Origin of the sequence: Verminephrobacter eiseniae EF01-2 (assembly GCF_000015565.1) — a bacterium.
Lineage (GTDB): Bacteria > Pseudomonadota > Gammaproteobacteria > Burkholderiales > Burkholderiaceae_C > Acidovorax > Acidovorax eiseniae.
In genome coordinates this window covers 3285669-3310379 of the sequence record NC_008786.1, presented here as the reverse complement: position 1 = coordinate 3310379, position 24711 = coordinate 3285669, and the positions used below count along the sequence as shown (strand labels likewise).

24 protein-coding genes are annotated in these 24711 nt (G+C 63.5%); 12 read left to right on the top strand and 12 right to left on the bottom strand.

Annotation, left to right across the window (positions count from 1 at the left end; genetic code table 11):
- Positions 1–2: 2 nt before the first annotated feature.
- Positions 3–710 carry a phosphonate C-P lyase system protein PhnH gene (gene phnH, locus VEIS_RS14395; RefSeq protein WP_011810689.1) on the bottom strand — a complete coding sequence of 236 codons (708 nt, stop codon included), beginning with the start codon at positions 708–710 and terminating at the stop codon, positions 3–5.
- Positions 707–1255 carry a phosphonate C-P lyase system protein PhnG gene (phnG, locus tag VEIS_RS14390; RefSeq protein WP_041950056.1) on the bottom strand — a complete coding sequence of 183 codons (549 nt, stop codon included), beginning with the start codon at positions 1253–1255 and terminating at the stop codon, positions 707–709. Before phnG ends, phnH begins: the two co-directional genes overlap by 4 nt.
- A 111-nt stretch (positions 1256–1366) precedes the next feature.
- Here phnG and VEIS_RS14385 point away from each other — a divergent pair, with 111 nt between their 5' ends.
- Together VEIS_RS14385 and phnN are read left to right on the top strand one after the other, a co-directional pair.
- Positions 1367–2101 (top strand): DUF1045 domain-containing protein, encoded by a 735-nt coding sequence (locus VEIS_RS14385; protein WP_041950878.1) that lies wholly within the window; start codon positions 1367–1369, stop codon positions 2099–2101.
- On the top strand, positions 2098–2664 hold the full coding sequence (gene phnN / locus VEIS_RS14380) for a phosphonate metabolism protein/1,5-bisphosphokinase (PRPP-forming) PhnN (protein ID WP_011810686.1): 567 nt from the start codon (positions 2098–2100) through the stop codon (positions 2662–2664). Before VEIS_RS14385 ends, phnN begins: the two co-directional genes overlap by 4 nt.
- A 216-nt stretch (positions 2665–2880) precedes the next feature.
- Here the strand turns inward: phnN and VEIS_RS14375 are convergent, their stop codons facing one another.
- A complete protein-coding gene (locus VEIS_RS14375) occupies positions 2881–4725 on the bottom strand; it encodes a sensor domain-containing diguanylate cyclase (RefSeq protein ID WP_157048523.1) in 1845 nt (614 codons plus the stop codon).
- 494 nt (positions 4726–5219) lie between these two features.
- On the opposite strand from VEIS_RS14375, the gene VEIS_RS24845 reads away from it, so the two are divergent.
- From VEIS_RS24845 to ruvC, 6 genes are all read left to right on the top strand, one after another.
- Positions 5220–8603 carry an RHS repeat domain-containing protein gene (locus VEIS_RS24845; protein WP_011810684.1) on the top strand — a complete coding sequence of 1128 codons (3384 nt, stop codon included), beginning with the start codon at positions 5220–5222 and terminating at the stop codon, positions 8601–8603.
- Positions 8600–9535 (top strand): RHS repeat domain-containing protein, encoded by a 936-nt coding sequence (locus VEIS_RS28795; protein ID WP_011810683.1) that lies wholly within the window; start codon positions 8600–8602, stop codon positions 9533–9535. The genes VEIS_RS24845 and VEIS_RS28795 overlap by 4 nt, the downstream gene beginning before the upstream one ends.
- A complete protein-coding gene (gene imm45, locus VEIS_RS26415) occupies positions 9535–10374 on the top strand; it encodes an Imm45 family immunity protein (RefSeq protein WP_232287699.1) in 840 nt (279 codons plus the stop codon). The genes VEIS_RS28795 and imm45 (VEIS_RS26415) overlap by 1 nt, the downstream gene beginning before the upstream one ends.
- 273 nt (positions 10375–10647) lie before the next feature.
- A complete protein-coding gene (gene imm45 / locus VEIS_RS26410) occupies positions 10648–11490 on the top strand; it encodes an Imm45 family immunity protein (RefSeq protein WP_232287698.1) in 843 nt (280 codons plus the stop codon).
- 273 nt (positions 11491–11763) lie between these two features.
- A complete protein-coding gene (gene imm45 / locus VEIS_RS26405) occupies positions 11764–12606 on the top strand; it encodes an Imm45 family immunity protein (RefSeq protein WP_232287697.1) in 843 nt (280 codons plus the stop codon).
- A 221-nt stretch (positions 12607–12827) separates the two neighbouring features.
- Positions 12828–13376, top strand: a complete 549-nt coding sequence (gene ruvC, locus VEIS_RS14355) for a crossover junction endodeoxyribonuclease RuvC (RefSeq protein WP_011810679.1) — start codon at positions 12828–12830, stop codon at positions 13374–13376.
- Between the two features lie 123 nt (positions 13377–13499).
- On the opposite strand, the gene VEIS_RS14350 is transcribed toward ruvC, so the two are convergent.
- Positions 13500–14210 carry a Crp/Fnr family transcriptional regulator gene (locus tag VEIS_RS14350; RefSeq protein WP_083758635.1) on the bottom strand — a complete coding sequence of 237 codons (711 nt, stop codon included), beginning with the start codon at positions 14208–14210 and terminating at the stop codon, positions 13500–13502.
- 46 nt (positions 14211–14256) lie between these two features.
- On the opposite strand from VEIS_RS14350, the gene VEIS_RS14345 reads away from it, so the two are divergent.
- From VEIS_RS14345 to VEIS_RS14325, 4 genes are read left to right on the top strand one after another with little or no spacing between them, the layout of a single operon-like run.
- Positions 14257–15402 (top strand): aminotransferase class V-fold PLP-dependent enzyme, encoded by a 1146-nt coding sequence (locus VEIS_RS14345; RefSeq protein ID WP_011810677.1) that lies wholly within the window; start codon positions 14257–14259, stop codon positions 15400–15402.
- A complete protein-coding gene (locus tag VEIS_RS24840; RefSeq protein WP_011810676.1) occupies positions 15399–16082 on the top strand; it encodes a hypothetical protein in 684 nt (227 codons plus the stop codon). Before VEIS_RS14345 ends, VEIS_RS24840 begins: the two co-directional genes overlap by 4 nt.
- The gene (locus VEIS_RS14330; RefSeq protein WP_011810675.1) at positions 16079–17080 is read left to right on the top strand and encodes a Bug family tripartite tricarboxylate transporter substrate binding protein; all 1002 of its coding nucleotides are present in this window, start codon (positions 16079–16081) and stop codon (positions 17078–17080) included. Before VEIS_RS24840 ends, VEIS_RS14330 begins: the two co-directional genes overlap by 4 nt.
- Complete coding sequence (locus VEIS_RS14325) at positions 17077–17505, top strand: RidA family protein (protein ID WP_011810674.1); 429 nt, start codon at positions 17077–17079, stop codon at positions 17503–17505. The genes VEIS_RS14330 and VEIS_RS14325 overlap by 4 nt, the downstream gene beginning before the upstream one ends.
- A 272-nt stretch (positions 17506–17777) precedes the next feature.
- Here VEIS_RS14325 and VEIS_RS14320 read toward each other — a convergent pair whose 3' ends face one another.
- The 8 genes from VEIS_RS14320 to VEIS_RS14290 form a co-directional block, all read right to left on the bottom strand.
- Positions 17778–18797 carry a Bug family tripartite tricarboxylate transporter substrate binding protein gene (locus tag VEIS_RS14320; protein ID WP_049774075.1) on the bottom strand — a complete coding sequence of 340 codons (1020 nt, stop codon included), beginning with the start codon at positions 18795–18797 and terminating at the stop codon, positions 17778–17780.
- A 178-nt stretch (positions 18798–18975) separates the two neighbouring features.
- Entirely contained in the window at positions 18976–19395 is a 420-nt protein-coding gene (locus VEIS_RS14315; protein ID WP_011810672.1) for a MaoC family dehydratase, read from the bottom strand.
- 4 nt (positions 19396–19399) lie between these two features.
- Positions 19400–19852, bottom strand: a complete 453-nt coding sequence (locus VEIS_RS14310) for a MaoC family dehydratase N-terminal domain-containing protein (RefSeq protein WP_011810671.1) — start codon at positions 19850–19852, stop codon at positions 19400–19402.
- A 34-nt stretch (positions 19853–19886) separates the two neighbouring features.
- A complete protein-coding gene (locus tag VEIS_RS14305) occupies positions 19887–21026 on the bottom strand; it encodes an acyl-CoA dehydrogenase family protein (protein ID WP_011810670.1) in 1140 nt (379 codons plus the stop codon).
- Between the two features lie 299 nt (positions 21027–21325).
- Positions 21326–21505, bottom strand: coding sequence for a hypothetical protein (locus tag VEIS_RS26400; protein WP_232287696.1), 180 nt, complete (start codon positions 21503–21505; stop codon positions 21326–21328).
- Positions 21505–23115 (bottom strand): acyl-CoA synthetase, encoded by a 1611-nt coding sequence (locus VEIS_RS14300; protein ID WP_011810668.1) that lies wholly within the window; start codon positions 23113–23115, stop codon positions 21505–21507. Before VEIS_RS14300 ends, VEIS_RS26400 begins: the two co-directional genes overlap by 1 nt.
- Before the next feature lie 12 nt (positions 23116–23127).
- Entirely contained in the window at positions 23128–24279 is a 1152-nt protein-coding gene (locus VEIS_RS14295; RefSeq protein ID WP_011810667.1) for a thiolase C-terminal domain-containing protein, read from the bottom strand.
- A complete protein-coding gene (locus VEIS_RS14290; protein ID WP_011810666.1) occupies positions 24276–24710 on the bottom strand; it encodes a Zn-ribbon domain-containing OB-fold protein in 435 nt (144 codons plus the stop codon). The genes VEIS_RS14295 and VEIS_RS14290 overlap by 4 nt, the downstream gene beginning before the upstream one ends.
- Position 24711 lies beyond the last annotated feature (1 nt).

Genomic DNA, 24711 nt, shown 5'->3' with positions numbered 1-24711 from the left:
GCTCAGATCTCCTCGGTGGTGTCGTGTGGTGTGCGGACGATGCGCGTGGTGCGCGGCAGGCCCACGATATGCGCCGCCCCACCCAGCAGCAGATCGACCCCGCAAGGAAAGGCCGCATGGTTGGCCTGCCACTGGGGCACAAAATCATGCGCCAGGCCACAAGGCGGCAATGTCGCCTGGCCACGGATACCGGGGCCGGTCAGCAGCCACGCGCCGGCATCGGCCGGCGCTTGCAATGCCCCGGCACCGGCCGGCGCAGTCAAAGTCCCGGCATCGGCCGGGACCGCCACTGCCCCGGCCCCCGCCAGCGCCACATCGACCACGCAGGTCGCCGATCGATCCGGGTCGCTATCGCTGCCCTGCGCCAGGCTGCGCAAGGCCGGCAGCGCATCGCCTTGCGCCACCCAGGCGAACCCGGCCAGGCCAGGCTCGCTCACCAGCGTGCAGCCGGTATGAAAGCGCAGCCACGGGCCGGCATCGCTGGCCGCCAGGCGCGGTGACAGCCACAGACGGCAATCGCTGTCGAGCAAGGCCAGCAGCACCGCCGCCGAAGCGCGCTGGCCCACGGCGGGCGTTTGCGCGTCATGCAGCACGGCCACGCTGCGCCCGGGGTGCGCCAACGCCTGCAGCACTGCGCGAAAAACGGCCTGGCTGCCCAGGGCCTGGTTCGAAAAGCCCGCGCCCAGGGAGGACAGGATGCTTGCGGTCATTGCGCGTCCTCCGCGTTCTCCAGGCTGCTCTCGCGCGCCATGGTGAAAAAGTCCACCTTGGTGCTGGCCGCGCGCGCCTGCCGCGCGGCCAGCATATGGCGCAAATGGCGGCGAATCGGCTCCAGCAGGCGGGCCTCCAGTGCGGGCTGCTGCGCCGGGTCTTGCAGCAGCGCATCGGCCAGCGCCGCGAGTTGCGCTTTGCGGTGCGAGCGGCCCAGGATATACGCCACGCCGACCGTCGCCGGGGCCATGTCTGCCGTCGCCGAAGCCGCGCCGACTGTCGCCGGTGCCATCTGCGGCCCCACCCGCAGCGCGCAGCGGGTCACGGTGACTTCGCCCAGATGAAAGCGCTCGCCCGTGCCGCCGACACGGCCCTGCACCATCATCAGCCCGATCTCGGGCGAGCGCAGCCAGCGCACCGGCTGGCGGGCAGGCTCGTGCAATGCGGATTCGAGCAGATCGAGCGGCGCCCGGGCCAGCAGTGCCATCCAGTGCGCTCGCTCCAGGGGCCGGCCCGGGCCTGGATTGTCAAAGGCTTGAAACATGGGGGTGTTACTCTGAAACTTCGCAGCGTCCAACGATGAACGGATCACGCCAGCTTAAAAAGCGCTCGTGTAGGTTTCATGACAACCCGCAGCGCCACCGGCCCACCCATGATGATGACTCTCCCGAACCGCGCGCCCGGCACAGCGCACCGCTATGCGGTGTATTTCGCCCCCCACCCCGGCAGCACGGGCTGGCTGGCCGGCAGCCATTGGCTGGGCCGCTGCGCGGCCTTGCTGCAACCGATGCAGCAACTGGCCATCGAGGGCGTGGCCGCCCAAGACCTGTACCGGCTGACCGCTGCCCCGCGCCGCTACGGCTGGCATGCCACGCTCAAGGCGCCGTTTGCGCTGGCGCCCGGCGTCGACTGGATCACGCTGCACCAGACAGTGCGGGCCGTGGCCCAGAGCCTCGCGCCCTTTGCGCTGCCGCCGCTGCATGTGGCGCGCATCGACGACTTTCTGGCGCTGGTGCCTGCGCCCGCGCATGCCGCCAATGCCGCGATCGAACGGGTGGCAGCCGCTTGCGTGACGCAGTTGCAGCCGTTGGCCGCCCCGCTGTCCGATGCCGACCTGGCGCGCCGACGCTGCGCCGCACTGACACCCCGGCAGGATGAACTGCTGCAGCGCTGGGGCTATCCGTTCGTGCTCGAGGAGTTTCGCTTCCACCTGTCGCTGACCGGCCATTTGCAGCAGGTCGGGCGCCAGACCCAGGCCCGGGTGCAGGGCGCCGCGCAGGCGTTCTTTGCCGATCTGCCGGTGCTGCGCATGAGCAGCCTGGCGCTGTTTGCCGAACCCGCCGCAGGCGCAGACTTCGTGCTGCTCGACCATCTGGAGTTCGGGCGATGACGGCCAGACTGGTCTACTTCATGGGCCCTTCGGGCGCGGGCAAAGACAGCCTGCTGGCTTGGCTGCGCGCGCAGCAACCGGCCGCGCAGGGCCGTATCCACTGGGCCCGGCGCACGATCAGCCGCAACGCGACGCCCGGCGCCGAGGAGCACGAAAGCGTTTCGCCCGAGACCTTTGCGGCATTGCGCCAGGCCCAGGCCTTTGCGCTGCACTGGCAAGCCAATGGACTGGGCTATGGCATCCGCCATGCGCAACTGGCGCCGCTGGCCGCTGGCCAGTGGGTGCTCGTCAACGGTTCGCGCGCGTATCTGGCCGATGCGCTGGCGCGCTGGCCCGATCTGCTGGCGGTGCACATCACGGCCAGCCCGGCCGTGCTGCGCGCGCGGCTGCTCGCGCGCGGGCGCGAGAGCGCCGCCATGGTCGAGTCGCGTGTGCAAAGGGCGCTGCAATTGCAGCCCCCCGGCGGCAGCGTCCCGATCGAACTGCACAACGACGGCGCCCTGGACGACGCAGGCCAGCGGCTGCTCAGCGCCCTGCGGCAATGCCCCGGCTGGCCGGAGTGAGGGCCCACGGCGCTCCGCGCCGGCCCATGACACGCTCGCGCCGGCCCGCGTGGCACGCTCCGCGCCGACCCGCGTGGCACGCTCCGCGCCGACCCGCGTGGCACGATCCGCACCGGCCTGTGACACGCTCCGCGCCGGCGTGGCACAGCGCCGGCTTGTGGCGCTGTGCCCCGTGCCAAGCCCGGCGCTGCCTGGCCTGCGGTTTTTTCAGCGCACTCACCCCCACTCGAGCGCCTGCACCACCACCTGGTTGCGCCCCGCCTGCTTGGCAGCGTACAGGGCCTGGTCTGCCCGGCGCAACAGGCTGCTGAACCCGGGGTCGTCGGCAACCTGCTCGCTGACGCCAAAGCTGGCGGTAAAGCCCAGCGAATGTCCGTCATGCTCGACCACACAGGCGGCAATCCGCTCACGCAAACGCTCGGCGGTGGCAAAGGCCGGCGCCTGCCCTATGCCGGGCAACAGGACGGAGAACTCCTCGCCACCGATGCGGGCCACGAAATCGGACTCCCGCACCGACTCCTTGGCCAGGCGGGCGACGGCCCGGATCACCGCATCACCGGCCGCATGGCCATAGCGGTCGTTGACCTGCTTGAACAGATCGATATCGATCAGGATGACCGACAAGGCTTGCTGGCCACGCTGCGTCCGGGCAAATTCCATGGTCGCGACTTCCTCGAAGTAACGGCGATTGGCCACGCCCGTCAGCATGTCGATGCGGGCAAAGTGCTCGGCTTCGTCGCGCGCCCTGGCCAGCTCCGAAGTGCGCTCCAGCACCATTCGCTCCAGGTCTTCGTTGGCCTGTTTCAGCAAGGCCGTGGTGGCGATCTTTTGCTCGATTTCGCGCAACTCGGCCGCATCGCGCTGTTCGCTCAACAGCTTGACGCGATCGGCCAGGGCCTGCGAGAGCAGCACCATGTCCGCCAGCAGGCCGAACTCGGAGGCGTGGAAATTGGCAAAGGTATAGGGAATCAGGCCGCTCACGGTCAGCGCCGTGAAAAAACTCCCGGTGATGCTGGCGACAAAGGCCAGCACGAAAAAGCGCGCCGCCCGATAACCGGGCCTCAAGGCCAGAAAGCCTGCGGCCAGAATCAGCGGCGCGCAGCCAAAAATAAAATAAATCGGCACCGCGTGGTAGGCCACGATATCGCCGCTGACGGTGACCGCGATCCAACTGCCGACCAGCACCACCAGGAAGGCTTGCAAGACCCGGTGCATGCGCGGCAGGCGGGTTTTCGACTCCAGGAAATTCATCGTGAACAATACCGCCAGCCCCTGGAACGCGAAGATCCAATGCGTCTGGCTCCAATTGCTCCAGCGGGGCGACTCAGGCCAGAAATACTGGAACGCAAAGCCGTTGTACGAAAAGTTCATCAGGAAAAACACCGCCAGGTACAGGCAGTAAACGAAGTAACTGCGGTCGCGCGTGGAGGCCCAGATGCAGCCGTTGTAGAGCACCATGATGCACAGGATGCCGTAGAACATCCCGTAGTAGGCCGCCCACAGGCGATCGTTGTCATGGAAAGCCTGGCGGCTCCACAGCTCGATGGGCGTCATGAAGGCCCCGGCACTGGCCAGACGCAGGTAGTAGCTGTGCTTGCCGGGCAGCACCGGCACGTCGATCAGAAACTGCGGCGTGGCATAGGAGCGGGCCTTGAACGGCAGGTGATCGCCCAGCAGTCGTTCGACATAGCCACCCTGCCCGTCCGGGCGGAACCAGCGCACGGAGTCGAGCCAAGGGGTGCGCAGCACCAACAGCATGTCGCTCGGCGCAGGCGCGGGATTGTCGATCTCGACGCGGAACCAGAAAGTCGACCTGGTAAACCCGAAACTGGACAGGCGGCCGGTATGGGAACTGAAGGCAGACGCAGCACTGCCGCCGGCCAGCACATCATCGAGCCGCAACCGGCCCGGCACGTCCTCCAACACATCGGCCATGGCGCCCAGGTCGTAACTGCCCTGGCCGGGCACCAGGCGGACCAAGCCAGCCCCCGCCTGAGAGGTCCAAAACGGACATAGCGCCAGCACCAGCGCCACCCACCACCATCGTTTGCCCATCTGCATCGACCTGCCTTGTTGCGCCGCGCCCCGGAGTTCCGCACCCGATCGATCCCGAACAGGCCCCACGCCTGAAAAGTCGTTCAAAATGCCCCCGTTCAGCCTATCCACTATAAGCGCATGGACCATGGGTGAATGGGGGCCGCGCCCATCCCGCCGGCCGCCCTGACAACCCCGAAATGCGCATCACGCGACACCTGTGGCAGGTGCGCGCATTGCCGGCAATGGAGCGCCCAACCAAGAGGCGCGCACTTTTCAGAGCAGCGCAGGACGGCTGGCGCGAACCGGCAGCAGGCTTTGCGCGTCTCGACGGATGACAGGCCCCGGCATATGCCCCCATCCTTCATGTTTGTCAACAAAATCCCGTGTGCAAGTAACACGAAGGGACATTTGTTTGATTTGGTAACTTTGGCATATACTCACCGTGCAAGAGCGAACCACCTTGGCCCTGCCTGTGCCAGGTGGTTCGACCCTGGAAACCGATCAAATCAGGAAGCACAATGCTGAAGAAAATCATCCGGCGTTTTTGGTTGCTCCTGCTCGCTGGCGCCGGGGCCGCCAGTGCGCAGGAAGTCATACCGGATTTCTACAAAGAGCCCGGCCTCCAGTCGAATCGCGATTTCGTCAATCAGAGCCATCACGAGAATATCGATCCATTCACCGGATCTTTGCAGCGCCACTATGTGGATATCCGCATTCCGGGCAATGGCGGGTTTGATCTTCAAATCGTTCGATCCTACAACAGCAGCAATGTCGACCCCGCCAATGCAACTGCGCCAAAGACAACCGCGGGCTGGGGATGGACGATCCATTTTGGCCGCATCCTGAGAGCGCGTGAAAGCCTGCCTTGCGTCAACATGAACCGGCTCACCATTGCTGACAATCCGGTTCTGGAGCTTCCGGACGGCAGTCGACAACTGCTGACATTCACCGGACAGGTCTCTCCGATGGCGCTGACGGCGCAGCGCTGGAAAGCAGAATGCCCTCCAGGAGGCAACGGTCTGATCATCACCTCTCCCGATGGCGTGATTTATGAAATGACACAGGCCCTTGGTGCCAGTTCCAGAATCTCGCCTGTTTATGAGTGGCATACCAAAAAGATCACGGACCGCAATGGCAACTATATTTCCATTGATTATGCAACCACAGCCAGCCCCGAGATTCGCAGTATCGCGACCAACGATGGGCGCTCGGTATCATTCAGCTATCATGATTCGGGAACTGCATCCGCAAGAATTCGCAGCATCACCAGTGCCGGGCAAACCTGGCAATACAATTATCAGTCCTCCGGAATTACCGGGGTTCATCAACTGGCCAGTGTCACGAGACCGGACGGCCATACATGGGCATATACCTATAATGGCAACAATGGTTTTGCAGCAGGCAGCTATCTCATGCGGTTGGCAAAGACCCCCTACAACGGAACCATCTACTACGAATATGACCACGTATATTTTGACTCCCAATCAAACCCTGGCAGCCGGTCCAATGTCGTCCGCAGCAAATCATTGAGCACAGGCGGAAGCTGGACTTTCAGCTATTCACCGGGTGGCGCAGGATCGCTCGATACCACCACCGTGACCAACGCCGCAGGAACGACAACCTACAAGCATATCGGGCCAATGTATGCAGGCCCGGGCAATGTCTGGAAGGTCGGATTGCTGGCAGAAAAAAGGATTGGAAATACACAGATAGAGCAGTACCAATGGCAGGGACAGCAAATCTCATCGGAAACCTACGTTCGCCCGGGTGCATTTGTCACCAAGTTCGACTACCTGCAAACCAACGCCCCGCTTTTGACGCAGAAGACGATCATCCGCGATGGGGGAACATACCGCACCGATTACAGCAATTTTGACAGCCATGGCAATCCACGCTCGATCGTGGAGTCAGGTCCGAACCGGGGGAACAGAACGACGACCGTGAGCTACTACATCAACACCGCAAAGTGGATCATCCGGCAGGTACAGAACGAGAGCTCCTACGGAAATTCAGTCACCCGATCTTTCGACAGCAGAGGCAATCTGATCACGGAAACCAGGAATGGCATCACCGTCAGCCGCAGCCATGACACGCAAGGAAATGTGAACAGCATCACCTTCCCCAGGTCGTTGACCTATCGCTATTCAAATCACATGCGTGGCATTCCACAAAACGAAAGCCAGCCCGAGGGTATCTACGTCTATCGGCAAGTCAGCGATGCAGGGAATGTCGTCTCTGAAACCGATGGCAGTGGTCACACGACCCGCTACGACTACGATGGCTTGAATCGAATCACGTCAATCGATCTTCCCGTCGGGAACGGGGTGAGCATCAGCTACGGAACCAATACCCGCACCGTCACACGCGGATCACTTGTCGAGACCAGTACCTACGATGGATCAGGTTACGTCACCCATGTGAATCACGGTGGAATTTCAACCTCATACACGGTCGATGCGCTCGGACGAATCACGTTCGTGTCTGACCCCAACAATGACTCCGGGGGTACCTATTCTTACGACGGTCTGCACCGGGTGATCCAAATCCGGAATGCCGATGGCTCCGCCAAAACCATCAGCCATGACGCTGGCTCCAAAACCATCCGGGATGAACGCGGCAACGCGACGACCTACAACTATCGGGCTTATGGCGATCCCGACAAGGTATTTTTGCTGGAAGTGAACACGCCCGAGAGCAGCGCCAGTGTCCGCTACAGTCGCAACAGCAAGGATTTGATCACTTCTGCAGTACAAAATGGAGTGACCAGAAATTACACATACAACGATGCCGGCCATTTGATCTCTGCTTTCCATCCCGAGTCGGGAACTACCAGCTATGGCCGTGACGCGGCAGGAAACATGACATCAAAAAGCACGGGATCTGCCGGAACCATCCGGTATGCATATGACCAACAGAACCGGTTGCAAAATATTGTTTATCCCGATTCCACACCTTCCGTTGCTCACTCATATGATGGTGCGCATCGGCTGTTGAGCACCACCTCTTCGGATGCGGCACGTTACTTTACCTATGATGGCAATGGCAACCTCAAGAGCGAGCAGCTTTCTTCGGACGGAATATCCTGGACTGCACGATATGCATACAACGGAAACGACCAATTGACATCCATCGTATATCCCCACTCTGGCGATACGGTCTGGTATGGGGTCGACAACCTCGGGCGCCCTACTTCGATCACAGGGTATGTCGATGCCGTCAGTTATTGGCCATCCGGACAGATTCGGAGAATATCGTATGCGAACGGTACCCAATCTGAATATGGACAAAACTCCCGGTTGTGGCCCAGCTCATTCATCACCTCGCACGCTGGCAGCTACTATGGACGCTCCATTTTCAGCTACGATGCGGTGGGCAACCTGACTGCGATCAATGATTCCACAGATGCCCAGTACAACCGCACATTCGGCTTTGACAGCATGGACCGACTGACCAGCGTCACAACTCCGCAGGGAACGGGGTATATATATTACGACGGAGTCGGAAACATCACGGCCCAGAATCTCCCCGGAACACGACTGACCTACCATTACGATGGCAATAATCGATTGAGCGGTTTGAGCGCATCGCCGGCGACACTGTCAACCGCCTATGCCTACGATGCGCTGGGCAACATCACCAGCGGCGGAGGACGGACGTTCACCTATGATGCAGTGCCCAATCTCAGATGCGTCAATTGTGCAAACCCTGCGAACAGTGTGCAGTACATGTACGACGGAAATCAGAAGCGGACGAGTGTCACTCAAGGCGGTATCAAGACCCATGAGTTCCATGGGGTGCATGGAAACCTGCTTGCCGAATACACCCCGGGATTCCCTGGAAAATTGATTCAGTACATCTATCTGAACGGCAAGCGTATTGCCCAGAAGGAGTCCGCACAATGACAAGCGTATTGCACTCCGGCTGGCCCCGCCTTCTGGCCCGCGTGGCTCTGCGGCTGAGTTTTGCAGTTCTTGGGGCCAGCGCGATGGCGCAGACCACCATCACGTATTTTCACAACGACATTGCCGGCACGCCGATGATGGCGACCAATGCCAGCGGCGCCGTGATCTGGAAAGAAAGCTACCTGCCCTATGGGCAACGGCAGCAGTTGCCCAACGCCAGCGCCGGCAACAAACTGTGGTTTACGGGCAAACCCTATGATGCCAACACCGGGCTGTCATACATGGGAGCCCGCTATTACATGCCGTTGACCGGGCGCTTTACCGGCATGGACCCCAAAGACCTGGTGCCAGAGCAGCCGCACAGCTTCAATCGCTATGCATATGCAAACAACAATCCCAACAAATATGTAGACCCCGACGGCAAGATTGCCGAGACGGTGTGGGATGCCTTTAATCTGGCCCTGGGTTTTCAAAGCCTCGTCGACAATGCCCGTGCCGGTAACTGGGCCAATGCGGCTATCGATCTCGCTGGAATAACCCTGGATGCTGCGGCCACCACAGTGCCTGGAGTGCCGGGTGGGGCTTCTACAGGGATCAAGGCCTATCGGGAGGCTGCAGAGCCCAAAGGGGCGGCACGGGCATTCCATGCTTCGCTCAGAAATTTGCATCATAACGAGCGCATAGCAAGAATCCGGTCGAAACTTGCTGAGGTGGCAAAAAACAATGGATGGAAAAAGAATTCGCGTCTTTCACGAATGAACAAACGCGATGTATATGATGCTCCTGATGGTATTAAGTATTCTGTGGATACATACCATGGCACATTTGAAAAGATAGATCGACACGGCAATCACATGGGCGAGTATAATATCGACATGGAACTTATTCCACACTCCCTCGACCGAAGTGGCAGACATAATTTGAGGAAATGATGAACAAATGGCTCACTCTTGCGGAATACGCTCATGCGGCATGCGGTGACGAAGCCGATATCATCAGGCGAGGCTGTGTCTTGCGGGTTCCTTCCGTATCCCCGCCAGACCCAACTTGGTATCCGGATCCGGTGATGGGCTTCATCGTGGTCGAGGCGATGCCGTTTGGGGCTGAACCTTACGGTGTTTCTGGCTTACTCGTTGCATCAGGCCATAAAGCAGGGTTGATGCATGTCATTTTTCCAAAGGAATCCCTGCCGAAGGGCTACGTTTACGGACTGAGTACCGCATGGCTCATTGCGAACTGGAAAAAGTGGGTTTATCCACGGGGAAATGCGGAATCGGTTCTCATTCGTGACCCTGAAACCCTATTGCGGATGCCTGCTGTAAAATCGCAGCGCTGGAAAACCAGCAGCCGTCAAAACAGGCCTCACACAATGAGCAATTGGCGCACCTTGACGACCTACGGCAGCGATGTTATCCGGCGAGGCTGTATTCTGCGGGTTCCTTCCGTACCCCCGCCGGAGCAGGAATGGGACGACGCAGTTGGGTGCTTGACTTGGTATCCAGATCCGGTTGTTGACTTCATCGTGGTCGATGCGGAATCATTTGAAGGCAGGTCTGGCTTGCTCGTTGCCTCAGGCCACAAATCAGGATTGGTGCCTGTCGTCTTTCCAAAGGAATCTGTGCTACAGAGCGCAGGTGGTCTGAGTACCGCGTGGCTCATTGCGAACTGGCAGAAGTGGGTTTATCCATGGGGAAGCGCAGAATCGGTTCTTGTCCGTGAGCCTGAAACCATATTACGGATGCCTGTTACGAAATCACAACGCAGGCCGTAGGAAATTTCAAATTCATGCATTTCTGGAACATGTAAGTCCATACCTATATCACGCAACCAATATGATTGCGTGGCGCTCTGATCGATCTGCGTTGGCACATCCCAGCCCCGGGCGTTTGTTTAACTCCACAATAATATTGCTTGATCTTCCGAGGCATGGCATGTATTTTTATACCGTTGGTCGATGCCATTGAAAATGTGATATCTGGAGCCTCGACCTGGAACTTATTCCACGCTCCCTCGACCGAAGTGGCGGACATAATTTGAGGAAATGATGAACAAATGGTTCACTCTTGCGGAATACGCTCATGCGGCATACGGTGACGAAGCCGATATCATCTGGCGAGGCTGTGTCCTGCGGGTTCCTTCCGTATCCCCGCCAGACCCAACTTGGTATCCGGATCCGGTGATGGGCTTCATCGTGGTCGAGGCGATGCCGTTTGGGGCTGAACCTCACGGTGTTTCTGGCTTACTCGTTGCATCAGGCCATAAAGCAGGGTTGGTGCATGTCATTTTTCCAAAGGAATCCCTGCCGAAGGGCTACGTTTACGGACTGAGTACCGCATGGCTCATTGCGAACTGGAAAAAGTGGGTTTATCCACGGGGAAATGCGGAATCGGTTCTCATTCGTGAGCCTGAAACCCTATTGCGGATGCCTGCTGTAAAATCGCAGCGCTGGAAAACCAGCAGCCGTCAAAACAGGCCTCACACAATGAGCAATTGGCGCACCTTGACGACCTACGGCAGCGATGTTGTCAAGCGAGGCTGTATTCTGCGGGTTCCTTCCGCATCCCCGCCAGAGCAAGAATGGGACGATTCAGTTGATGTTTTCACTTGGTATCCGGACCCGGTTATTGACTTCATCGTAGTCGACGCGGACTCATTTGAAGGCAGGTCTGGCTTGCTCGTTGCCTCAGGCCACAAAGCAGGGGTGGTATATGTCATTTTTCCAAAGGAATCCATACCGGAAGGTGATGCCAGGGGTCTGAGTACCGCGTGGCTCATTGCGAATTGGAAGAAGTGGGTTTATCCATGGGGAAGCGCAGAATCGGTTCTTGTCCGTGAGTCGGAAACCATATTACGGATGCCTGTTACGAGATCACAACGCAGACCGTAGGAAATTTCAAATCCATGCATTTCTGGAACATGTAAGTCCATACCTATATCACGCAACCAATATGATTGCGTGGCGCTCTGACCGATCGGCGTTGGCACGTCCCAGCCCTGGGCGTTTGTTTAACTCCACAATAATATTGCTTGATCTTCCGAGGCATGGCATGTATTTTTATGCCGTTGGTCGATGCCATTGAAAATGTGATATCTGGAGCCTCGACCTGGAACTTGTTCCACGCTCCCTCGACCGAAGTGGCGGATATAATTTGAGGAAATGATGAACAAATGGTTCACTCTTGCGGAATACGCTCATGCGGCATACGGTGACGAAGCCGATATCATCTGGCGAGGCTGTGTCCTGCGGGTTCCTTCCGTATCCCCGCCAGACCCAACTTGGTATCCGGATTCGGTGATGGGCTTCATCGTGGTCGAGGCGATGCCGTTTGGGGCTGATCCTTACGGTGCTTCTGGCTTACTCGTTGCATCAGGCGATAAAGCAGGGTTGATGCATGTCATTTTTCCAGAGGAATCCCTGCCGAAGGGCTACGTTTACGGACTGAGTACCGCATGGCTCATTGCGAACTGGAAAAAGTGGGTTTATCCACGGGGAAATGCGGAATCGGTTCTCATTCGTGACCCTGAAAGCATATTGCGGATGCCTGCTGTAAAATCACAGCGTTGGAAAAACAGCAGCCGTCAAAACAGGCCTCACACAATGAGCAATTGGCGCACCTTGACGACCTACGGCAGCGATGTTATCCGGCGAGGCTGTATTCTGCGGGTTCCTTCCGTACCCCCGCCGGAGCAGGAATGGGACGACGCAGTTGGGTGCTTGACTTGGTATCCAGATCCGGTTGTTGACTTCATCGTGGTCGACGCGGACTCATTTGAAGGCAGGTCTGGCTTGCTCGTTGCCTCAGGCCACAAATCAGGGTTGGTGCCTGTCGTCTTTCCAAAGGAATCTGTGCTACAGAGCGCCGGTGGTCTGAGTACCGCGTGGCTCATTGCGAACTGGAAGAAGTGGGTTTATCCATGGGGAAGCGCAGAATCGGTTCTTGTCCGTGAGCCTGAAACCATATTGCGGATGCCTGCTGTAAAATCGCCACGCAGGAAATCTTGAGGACAACCCCGGCAGCCATGCGGTCGATGTAGCGGAAGCGATGGCCATGGCCGCAGTCGGCGACATTCCCAATGCTCTCGACGCCGATGGCGTTGCCGCCGCTTTCCCTTCGCTGCGGCATCCTGGCGGGTAGCCGCAAAGGCTGTCCGCCGGGCTTCACAAGAAACCCGGCTTCAAGCGCATGATCTGCACGCGCCAGCCGCCATCAAACAAACAGCAATATGCGCATTCTTGGCATCGACCCGGGGCTTCAGACCACCGGCTTTGGCGTGGTGGACATCGACGGCCAGCAACTGCGCTATGTGGCCAGCGGCACCATACGCACCACCTCGCTGGCGCTGGGCGACCTGCCCGGGCGCCTGAAGATACTGTTCGACGGGATCACCGAGCTGGCGGCGCGCTACCAGCCCGATGCGGCCGCTGTCGAAATCGTGTTCGTCAACGTCAATCCGCAATCGACCCTGCTGCTGGGCCAGGCGCGCGGGGCCTGTATCACGGCCTTGGTGGCCAGCCACTTGCCGGTGGCCGAGTACACCGCGCTGCAAATGAAAAAAGCCGTGGTCGGCCATGGCCGCGCGGCCAAGAGCCAAGTGCAGGAGATGGTGCGCCGTCTGCTGCACCTGCCTGCGCTGCCCGGCACCGATGCGGCCGACGGCCTGGGGCTGGCCATCACCCACGCCCATGTCGGCCCTGCCATGGGCCGCCTGGGCGCGGCCACCCCGTTGAACCGCCGCCAGCATGCGATGTACAAGGGCGGGCGCAGTTATTGAGTGATTGGCTTTGGGGGCGCGCGAAAAATGGCGGCGCTTGTCAAGCCATTGACATACGGCCTTGCACGGCCTGTCTAGACTGCAACGCAGTCCGAGACGCGCCCCATCGACCAACCGGCCCCTTCACGAACCGGCTGCGCGTCGCCTCAGTGCCTGCATGTCCCGAATCACGCAATGCAACTTGCTTTTACCGATCAGCCCTTGCTCGTGCAGCGCTATCAGCACGTTCGAGACCATGACCCGGCTCAGGCCGGTGATGTTGGCCATCTCCTGGTGCGTGAACGCGACGCCGATCAACGTGCCGCCGTCCACCGCCTGGCCGTAGGTGTCGGCCAACTGCACCAGGTGGTGCAGCACGCGCTGCGCGGCCGTGGCCTGGCTCAGCAGCAGGTTCTGGTTGGCGATGATGCGCAGCTTCATGTTGGCCAGCCAGAGCACCTGGCGCAGGCAGCCCGGGTCGCGCTCCATGGCGTCGCGCAACTGCTGGCGACCGATCTGCCTGACCAGCACGTCCGACGAGGCCATGGCCGTCATCGAATGCCGTCCGTCGAGGAAGGCACTGCATTCGCCGACCATGCCGCGCGTGCCGACGATGGCCAGGTGCTTTTCGTGCCCGGCCGCCGACAGCAGCATCAGTCGCACGCGCCCTTGCTCGACCACATAGACATGCTGCACTGCCTGGCCCTGCGAAAACAGTGTCTGGCCCTTGCGCAAGCGCACGCCGGGTGCGCCCGCAGCCAGCAGCGGCTCCCAGCCGAAATGCGGCACTTCGATCCACGCGGAGGGGGTTGCCGTGCCGTTGCTGCAATGGGTGTCGTTCGCGCTTTGCTGCATCAGCCATCCATCACCACAGGGCCTTGCCGGCGCGCAAGGCTGTCATATGAAGCACCCCTTTTCTTCCTACCGGAAACTGTTCCCGATTTTGCAGCGGACGGCCCAGCTCTCCAGTTGCTCGCAAAGCGCGCTGAGCTTGCCGGTGCGCCGCGCCATCGATGATTACCTGGAGGTCTGGCTGCAGCGCGGCGCGGACTGGGGCTACTGGATGGAGCAGGTGGCGCTGGCCCGCGCCGAGTTCGCACGCATGATCCATGCCGAGCCGGGCGATGTGGCAGTGCTGGGCAGCGTCTCGGACGCAGCCTCGAGCATCGCCTCGGCCTTGGACTTCAGCGCTGAACGGCGCGAGATCGTCACCACCACGCTGGACTTCCCGTCGCTGTGCCATGTCTGGCTTGCGCAGCAGCCACGCGGCGCGCAGGTGCGCTTCGTGCAAGCGCAAGCCGGCGGCACGCGCACCAGCGCGCAGATCGCCGAGGCCATTGGCGCGCGCACCGCGCTGGTGTCGGTGTCGCAGGTCTGCTTCTACGACGGCCAGATCGTTGACATCGCGGCCACCGGCCGCGCAGCGCGGGCGCAGGGCGCGCTGCAGTTCGTCGATGCCTACCAGTCGGCCGGGGCCGTCAGCATCGATGTGCGCGCACAAGAGCTCGACATGCTGGCCGCCGGCGCGCAAAAGTACCTGCTGGGCATTCCGGGCATTGCCTTTCTCTATGTCCGGCCAACGCTCGCGCAGCGGCTCAGGCCCACGATCACGGGCTGGTTTGGCCGGGTCGATCCGTTCGCCTTCGACCCGCTGCATCTGGACTTCGCCGACGGCGCTGCACGCTTCAACACCGGCACGCCGCCGATGATGTGCGCCTGCGCGGCGCGCGCCAGCATGGCCCTGCTCAACGAGATCGGCATCCCGGCCATCGAGGCCTATCTGGCCGAACTGTCTGCCCTGGCCCTGGAGGAAGCCGCGCGCCTGGGCCTGTCGGTGGCCAGTCCGGGGGCCTGCGGTGCGCCCGTCGCCAAGGGCGCGAACACCGCCATCCACATTCCGAACGCGGCGCGGGTCGAGGCCCAAATGCTGCAATCGGGCTATGTGGTATCGGCCCGCAACGACGTGATCCGCATCGCGCCGCATTTCTACAACCAGGCCGACGAGGTGGTCGGCGCTTTGCGCGAACTGGCACGGTTGACACGATGATCGACCAACCTGTCCCAACCTGCACCCCGGCGGCTGGCCAGGCTGGCGGCCGCAGTCATCGAGCATCGGTCACTTGCTGCGTACCGGCAGCGCTGGCACTGGCCTTTTTGGCCGATGGCCGCCAACTCGGCCGCTGGGCGCTGGGTTGCTGGCAGACCGAACCGGACGACGACAGCGCCGACGACGGCCTGGTGCGCGGCCACTCGCTGTTCGACGGCCAGCCCACCTGGGTGCGACCCGTGGTGGAGCCGCAGCGCCCGAGCGCCGCCCGGCCGCCCGAAGGCGCTCATACCGCAGCCGAAGGCGCAGGTACTCCATTGAGCGCCGCCCGGCCGCCCGAAGGCGCCCATACCGTAGCCGAAGGCGCAGGTACTCCAGCGAGCGTGGTCTACCATGTCGGCCGCTCGCCCAACGCGCTGACTGCGCGCATCCGCGCCACGGTGCAGCCCGTGCACACGCCCGGGACGCTACATGCCGATGGCGCCCCACGCCCCGATGGCGCCTCATGCCGCATCAGCCTGCACGCCGAGCGCCCCGGCGACATGGACGATGCCCGCTGGCTGCGCCTGGTGCGCTGCCACGAGGTCGAGGTGCTGCTGATCCAGGCGCAACTGCGGCTGTTGCAGGCAGCGCAACCACCCGCCACCCCTGTTTGCAACCCCTGCGGAGAAGCCCGATGAATCGACGCGATTTCGGCCAGACCCTGGCTGCCACCTTGCTGGCACCCGCACTGTCGGCGCCCCTGGCACCTCTGACCGCACGGGCCAAGCCCTATGCCGCCGCTGCCGGGCCGATCCGCGTGCTGGTCGGGTTTCCGCCGGGCGGTGCGACCGATGTGGTGGCGCGCGCCCTGATCGACAGGCTTGGCAAGCAGATGGACGGCCAGGTCTTCATCGTCCAGAACCAGTCCGGCGCCGGCGGGCAGATCGCAGCGCAGTTGCTCAAGGCCGCGCCGCCCGACGGCGCCACGATCATGCTGTCCATCGACCACACGCAGGTGATCATTCCACTGACCGTCGCCGCTGCCGGCTACCACCCGGTGAACGACTTCACTGCGCTGGCTGGCGTGGCCAAGTACTACAACGTGCTGGCCGTGGGCAGCAGCACCCGGATCAAGACCCTGCCCGCGCTTGGCGCCTGGATGAAGGCCCACAGCAGCCAGGCGAACTACGGCATCCCCGCCGCCGGCAGCGTGCCGCAGTTCATCGGCCAGATCGTCGGGCAGTCGTTCGGCGTGGCGCTCAATCCCGTGCCCTACAAGGGCGGCGCGCCGATGGTGCAGGACTTGCTGGCCGGCCAGGTGCCGATAGGCATTGCCTCGATGACCGAACTGATCGAACACCACCGCGCCGGCAAGGTCTGCATCCTGGCCAGTTCGGGCACCGAGCGCAGCCGCATCGCACCGGAGATTCCCACCTTTGCCGAACTCGGCTTCAAGAGACTGGAGAAAAACCCCTGGCTGGCCTTCTTCGGGCCCAAGGGCCTGCCAGCGGAATTCGTCGCGCAGTTCGACCAGGCGATGCACGCCGTGCTGGCACAGCCCGATCTGCAAGAGCGCCTGGCCAAGATGGGCAACGAGGTCGCGGCAGCGCCCGCCAAGGAAGTGCAGCAATGGGTGATCGACGCCTCGCAGCACTGGGGCCAGGTCATCCGCGAGACCGGATTCAAGCCGCTATGAAAACCACCAACGCACCGGGCGCCGGGCGGCGCTTCATCCAGAGCGGATCGCGCTGGGAAGAACTGGCCGGCTATTCACGCGCCGTGGTCGATGGTGACGATATTCTGGTATCCGGCACCATCGGGCAGGACTTTGCCAGCGGCCAATTCCCGCCCTCGGCCAGCGCCCAATGCGAACTGGCGCTGGACACCATCGAAGCCGCGCTGGCCCAGGCGCAAGCCACGCTGGCCGACGTGCTGCGCGTGCGCGTCTACCTGGCCGATCGCGCCGATGTGCTCGCCGTCAGCCAGGTGCTGCGCCGGCGCTTGGGGCACAACCGCCCGGCCAACACCACCTTGTGCTGCGCGCTCGCGGTCGAGGGCGCCAAGGTGGAGTTGGAGGTGAGCGCGCGGCGGCAACGCCACGGCACGCCGCCTGCCGTGTGATCCGGGCGCGCTCGGATGAGGCGCTGTTTTCCGGGTGGAACGGATCGCCCGGCACGGCGAGGCCGGCCCCAATGGACACAACGCTGCGCTGATTCCCTGTGCTTTCCCGGTGCGCCACGGCCCGTGTCGGGTGCGGGCGGGGTTTCTGGCGCGCACCAGTCCTTTCAGGATGCCCACGCGGCTGGCGATTGCGCTGACGGCGGCTCCCTGAAACCCTCGTCGGGAAAGACCTGGCGGGCGCCGATCTGCGCGCCTGCGAACGAACTGCCCGCTCACTCGGCCTGGATACCGGCCGCAGTGATGTAGCGCTTCCATTGGGCCTGGTCTTCGACGATGGCTTTGGCGAACTCGCTCGCGCCGGCCGGATAGGCGATGGTGCCGAGCTGTGCGAAGTGCGCTGCGGCTTCGGGCGTCTGGACAAATTCGAGCGCCAGCATCGACAGCTTGTCGATGACCGGCTGCGGGGTGCCGGCCGGTGCGAACAGGCCGACCCAACTCACCAAGGTGGCCTCTCCGAGGCCCGCTTCGGCCAGCGTCGGCACATCTTCCAGGGTCGCCACACGGGCCGGGCTGGTCACCACGAGCGCGCGCAGCTTGTTCGCCCGCACCAGCGGCACTGCGGTCGAGACTTCGAGGATGCCGTAGTCGATGGTGCCGCCAACCAGGTCGGGCAGCAGGTTGCTTGTCCCCTTGTAGGGCACATCGACGGCGTCGATCCTGGCAGCGCCGTTGATGGCGCCGAGCATCGTGCGGTAGCCCGTGGTGCTGGTGCCGAAGTTGAGCTTGCCGGGCCTGTCGTGCGCCGCGTCTGCCAGGTCGGCCAGGCTGCGGTACGGCGAGGTGGCCGGCACGACGATGGTGACCGGCAGCGCGCTCAAGCGCGCGATCGGAGCGAAGTCCTCGTTGGCGTTGTACGGCAGGTTCTTGAAAAGATACGGATTGGCGGCCAGCGCGCTGGCCGATGCGAGGAGCAAGGTATAGCCGTCGGGCGCGGCCTTGGCGACGTAATCGCAGGCCAGAATGGAGTTGGCGCCCGGCCTGTTCTCGATGAAGACACCCTGCCCGAGCCGCTCGCCGAGGTAGCTGGCCATCAGGCGTGAAAAGCCATCGACGCCGGAGCCGGCGCTGGTCACCGACACGATGCGGACCGGGCGCACCGGGTAGTCCTGGGCCATGGCCTGCGTGTGCGCCAGCGCGAGGAGGCCGCCAAGGGCGGCAGAGGCGGTGGCAAAGGCAAAGGCAAGGGCAACAAAGGGACGACGCGCCCGAAGGCGAACGATGGAATGGCTCATGCTGTCTCCGTTGCGGTGCAGGTCGGCGCAGGCCCTGCCGTGCCCCCGGGACGCCGGCCTTCTTCTGCCCGGGGATGCGCGGCACCCGCCCTGAAAGCCGCCGCGACCGGCGCCGCCGATCAGCGTCTGGCCGGTGGCGCAGCTCGACTCCGGGATGCAGAACATAGGTGGAGGGGGATCAAAGGGCGGCCACCACGGCTTCGCCGAGGATCTTCACGTCGCCCGTCTGGTTGACGCATTGCAGTTGCAGGCGCAAGCGCAATTCGCCGCCGTGCGTGAAGCGCTCGACCACGCGGCCGGTGCACAGCGGCGCGTCGTGCACCCGGGTAATGCCGGTAAAGCGCAGATGCAGGCGGCGCAGCCGCTGCTGCCCGGCCCAGTCCGTGACCAGCCGCCCGACATAGGCGGCCGAGAGCATGCCGTGCGCAAACACGTCGTCGAGGCCGGCGCTGCGGGCGAAGTCGATGTCGATGTGGATCGGGTTGTGGTCGCCCGAGGCGCCGGCATACAGCGCCAGCGTGGTGCGGGAGATCGCGGGCAACTGCAGCGCGGGGATGCTGTCGCCCACCTGCATGTCTTGCAATGCCGGGGTGGCCATGTTGTCATGCCTTCACGAGTTGGCGCTGCACCAGGGCTGCGCGCAGATCGGCGATGTGCACGCCGTCCTGGTTGCTGACGCGCGTCTGCTTGACCAGGAACTCGAGTGCTCCGCCCTTCTTGTCGTAGATGTCGACGATCTTCTGCTCGTAGCTGAGGGTGTCGCCGGCGTAGGCTTGCGCGTGGTATTCGTAGGACTGCTCCGCGTGCAGCAGGCGCTCGAGGTCGATGCCGGCCAGCTCCAGCAGCGCGCGCGTCGGGAACAGACGCCCTTCCAGACATGACAGGAAGGTGGGCGGAACGCGCAGCGCACGGTGGCCGGCAGCGCGCGCCGCAGACGGGTCGAAGCAGGTCGCATCGGTCTCGCCGATGGCCTGCGCATACGAGCGCACGGCGCCTTCCTCGACGACAAGGCTGCGCTTGCCGAAGCTGTGGCCAATCAGGTTCCGATCGAGCATGGCGCTTGTCCGTTATTTTTCACCCATGGCCGGCTCACAGCTTGCGCGCGATGAGGTCGCGCATGACTTCGTTGGCGCCGCCGACCACGCGCGAAACGCGGTAGTCCGCGAAGGCGCGCGCGATCGGGTACTCCAGCATGTAGCCATAGCCGCCGTGCAGTTGCACCATGTCGTCGAGGCATTTCCACAGCGCCTCCGTGGCGTACATCTTGGCAATGGCGGCCTCCTGCACGCTGAGTTTGCGGCGCAGGTGTTCGCCGAGGTAGTAGTCGACCATCGTGCGCACGGCAACCGACTGCGCCTTGACATCGGCCAGCTTGAACTTGGTGTTCTGGAAATCCCACACGGTCTGCTCGAACGCGCGGCGCTGCTTCACATACTCCAGCGTGAGGCCGAGCAGGCGCTCGAGCGCGACGGCTGCGTACAGGGCGATGATCAAGCGCTCCTGGGCCAACTCCTGCATCAGGTAGGCGAAGCCCTGGTTCTCCTGGCCGAGGAGATTGGCAACGGGGACGCGCAGATTGTCGAAGAACAGCTCGGCGGTATCGGCTGCGGGCTGGCCCACCTTATCGAGCTTGCGGCCACGGCGAAAACCCGCGCGGTCGGCCTCGACCATGATCAGACTCACCCCCTTGGCGCCGGCGGCCGGCGAGGTCTTGCACACCAGCAAGACCATGTCGCAGTTCAAGCCGTTGCTGATGAAAATCTTGCTGCCATCGATGACGTATTCATCGCCGTCGCGCACTGCGGTGGTGCGCATCGCCTTGACATCCGAGCCACCCCCCGGCTCGGTGATGGCCACGGCCAGGATCTGCTCGCCACGGCAAATGCCCGGCAGCCATTTTTGTTTCTGTGCCTCGGTGCCCAGGCGCACGATGTAGGGCGCGATGATGTCCGAGTGCAGCGAAAAGCCCGCGCCCGACACCCCCGCGCGGTGCGCCTCCTCGAGGACGATCGCCGCATGGCCGAAGTCGCCCCCGCCGCCGCCGTACTCGGCCGGCACCGCCACGCAAAGCAGGCCCTCGCGGCCGGCCTTGAGCCAGGTCTGGCGGTCGATCCTGCCGGCCTGGTCCCATTCGGCTTGGCGTGGAACGCACTCGCGTTCAAAAAAGCGCCGCGCGCTGGGCCGCAGCATTTCGTGGTCTGCGCGAAAAACCGTGCGATTCACATCCACTGGAAGCTCCTGTCGGTGCATCTGCTGGCAAACGGCGGCCTCGGGGCAAACCCTGCCGCGCCCGTCCCATGATCGTCCATCGACCGGCGGAGATCACTAGCCGTATTGGCCAGTCGGCCTGGTGCGACCGGCCGGTCGATGGCGCGCCGCGCTCAGTCCATCCCTGCGCGGCAGCCCTTGCGCAGCCGCCCGACGACCGGGCTGCTGCCGGCCGCCCGCGCCTCCTTTTCCGGCCAGGCGGGCACGGGTGCCGGCGCGCCTGCCGGCGTGGCGCCATCGGGGTCAGGCCCCGCCCGAAATCATCGGCGTGCTCCCGCTCGTGTCGTGTCACCGATCAGATGTCGCAGGCTGCGCGCAGCCATCGGAGCGCAGCGCAAGGCGCATCGCGCAGCCCATACCGAGCGTATTGGCAAGCGATGCAACGCCGCGATGCGCTTCGATGGCCAGCGCAGACCGACAGATGATCGGTGACGCGACACTAGGCGGCGGGGGCGGTGTGCGAGGCGGGGTGATCGGGGTGATCCGGCTGCCCCGGCGCTTTCGCGTAGCGTTCGCGCAGCACCTGCTTGTAGAGCTTGCCGGTGGGCAGGCGCGGCATCTGGTCGATGAAGTCGAGCGAGCGCGGCACCATGAATCGCGCGACCTTGCCGCGCACGAAAGCCAGCAGTTCTTCCGCCAGCGCGGCCGATGGCAGCACGCCTGCGGCAGGCTCGATGACGACCTTGACCGCTTCGCCCATCTCCGGATCGGGCACGCCGATCACGGCCACGTCAGCTACGCCCGGATGCAGCGCCAATGCGTTCTCGATGGCCTGCGGATAGATGTTGACCCCGCCCGAAATGATCATGAAGGACTGGCGATCGGTCAGATACAGGTAGCCGTCCGCGTCGAGATGGCCGATGTCGCCGAGGGTCGACCACAACGGGTGGCACGGGTGCTGCGCGGCGCGCGTCTTCTCGGGGTCCTTGTGGTAGTGGAAGGGCTGCGCGTCGCGCTCGAAATAGACCAGCCCGTCCTGCCCGGCGGGCAATGGCCGGCCCTGCCCGTCCCCTGCGCAGATGTGGATCACGCCCTGCAACGCCTTGCCGACCGAGCCTGGCCGCGCGAGCGCTTCATGGCTGTCGATGGCGGTGAGGCCGGCGCCCTCGCTGCCGCCGTAGTACTCGTGCACGATCGGGCCCCACCATTCGATCATCTGGCGTTTGACTTCCACCGGACAGGGCGCGGCTGCGTGGATGGCGACGCGGTGGCTGCGCAGATCGAATCCGGCGCGCTGTCCGGGTGAGAGCTTGAGCAGCCGGATGAACATCGTCGGCACCCATTGGCTGTGGGTGATGCGGTAGCGATCGATCAGCGCCAGCGCCGGCATCGGCTCGAATTTCTCCATGAAGACCACCGTGCCGCCGCAAAACTGCACGTTGGTCGTGTAGTTCAGCGGTGCCGCGTGGTACAGCGGCGCCGGCGAGAGGTATATCGATTCGGCCGTGAACAGGTAGTGGCGCATCATCGCCATGCGTGTGTCCAGGTCCGGGGCCTCATCGATCCGGCAGGCCCTTTGCGCGCGCACCACGCCCTTGGGACGGCCAGTGGTGCCGGAACTGTAGAACATGGTGGCGCCGAGCCACTCGTCGGCCAGGCGCGCAGCGGATGCGGCGGCAATGGCCTGCTCGTAGCTGTCCCAGCCCGGGATCGTTCCGTCGAGCATCAGGCGGCGCTCGCAAGCGGGCATGGCGCAACTGAGCTGCGCCGCCAAAGCGCGCATCGCGAACGAGGAAACGACGACGCGCGCATCGCTGTCCGTGATGATGTAGGCCGCCTCGTCGGCGGTCAGGTAGCGGTTGACCGCCGTCAGCAACAGGCCCGAACGGAATGCCGCCCACGCCACCTCGAAGCAGCGCAGATGGTTCTCGAGCAGCATCGCAATGCGCTCGCCGCGCCGCAGGCCGAGCGCATACAGGTATTGCGCGAACCGGTTGGAGCGCTCCTCCAGTTCGCGGTAGCTCAGGCTCGCGCCAGTGGTGCCGTTGATGACGGCCGGCTTGTCCGGCGTCAGGACGGCGAAGTCGCCGAGGTATTTCGGGGCCGCCATCGCGTCGCCGCCTCAATCGCTCTGGTTGGACAGCACCAGTGTGGCTGCGGCGGTGAACATGCCGCCCACGCCCTGGACCACGCTGGTGCGCACATGCTCGACCTGGCGGAAGGCCTCGCCGCGCAACTGGCGCACCGACTCCAGGATCGCAAACATGCCGTACATGCCGGTGTGCGTGTAGAGCAGGCCGCCGCCATGGGTGTTGAGCGGCAGGCGCCCGCCGGGCCGCGTGTGGCCCTCGGCGATGAACGCGCCGGCCTCGCCCCGACCGACGAAACCCATGTCCTCCAGCCCGTACAGCGGCAAGTGGGCGAACGCATCGTAGATCATCAGGTGATCGACATCGGCATGGCGGATGCCCGCCTGCGCAAAGGCTGCCCGGCTGGACAGGCGAAAGCCCTTTGCGCGCGTCATGTCGTCCATCATCGAGACCAGCGGGCTGTCGCAGGACTCGCCCGCCCCGCGCAGGTACACCGGCGTGCCGCAGCGGCGCAGGTCGCGCGCGCGTTCTGCCGACGTGATGAGCAGCGCGCCGCCGCCATCGGTGACCACGCAGCATTCGAGCTTGTGAAACGGGTAGGCGATCATCGGCGAGGCCAGCACGTCCCCGACGGTGAGCAGTTTGTTGCGACTGGCGCGCGGGTTGCCCTGCGCCCAGTGGCTTTGCGCCACCACCACCTCGGCCAATTGCTCGTGCGTCGTGCCGGTCTCCTTCATGAAGCGCAGCATCGGCAGCGTGAACATGTTGGGCGGCGTCGCGACACCGTAGGGCGTCTCGAACTGCCCCGCCATCGTGAAGGGCGCCGCAGGCCGGGGCACCCGGCCGACATGAGAGCGGCCCGACTGGCCGTGCAGCACCAGCACCGTCGTGCACAGTCCGGCGTGGATGGCTGCGGCCGCATGGCGCACATGGACCAGGAACGAGCAGCCGCCGACCGAGGTGCCGTCATACCACGAGGGCGTGATGCCAAGGTAGTGCGCCACATCGATCGGCGAATCGACGGCACTGGTGATGCCGTCGACATCGGCCAGCGTCAGGCCGGCATCGGCCAGCGCGCGGTGGGCGGCGTCGGCGCGCAGGTCCAGCTCGGACAGCTGCGGCAACGCGCCGAGATCGGTTTCGGCGGCGCCGGCAATGGCGACCGCGTGTTGCTTCCGGCTCATCGGGGCACCCTCGCCGGCGCCGGCTTGAACATCGGCAGCGTCTGATCGCCGCGCCCCTCGAACACCACCTCCAGCGGCATGTCGAGCGTGAGGCATTCGGGCCGGGGCGCCACGCCCACCAGATTGGACAGCATGCGCGGCCCCTCCTCGAGTTCGACCACGGCAATCACATAGGGCGTCTCGCCCTCCCAGCCCGGCGCCGCGAAGTGATTGATGACGTAGGAATACAGGCGCCCGCGACCGGTGGCGCGGATCCAGTGCATCCCGGCTGCGCCGCACTGCGGGCAGCGCAAGCGCGGATACATCACATGCCGGAGACAGGCCTTGCATTGCTGCAAACGCAGCTCGCCGGCGCGCGTGCCGTCCCAGAACGGCTGGGTGACCGGCGTCGGGACCGGAACCGGCTTGGGTTTGTACTTGTTCGCATTCATG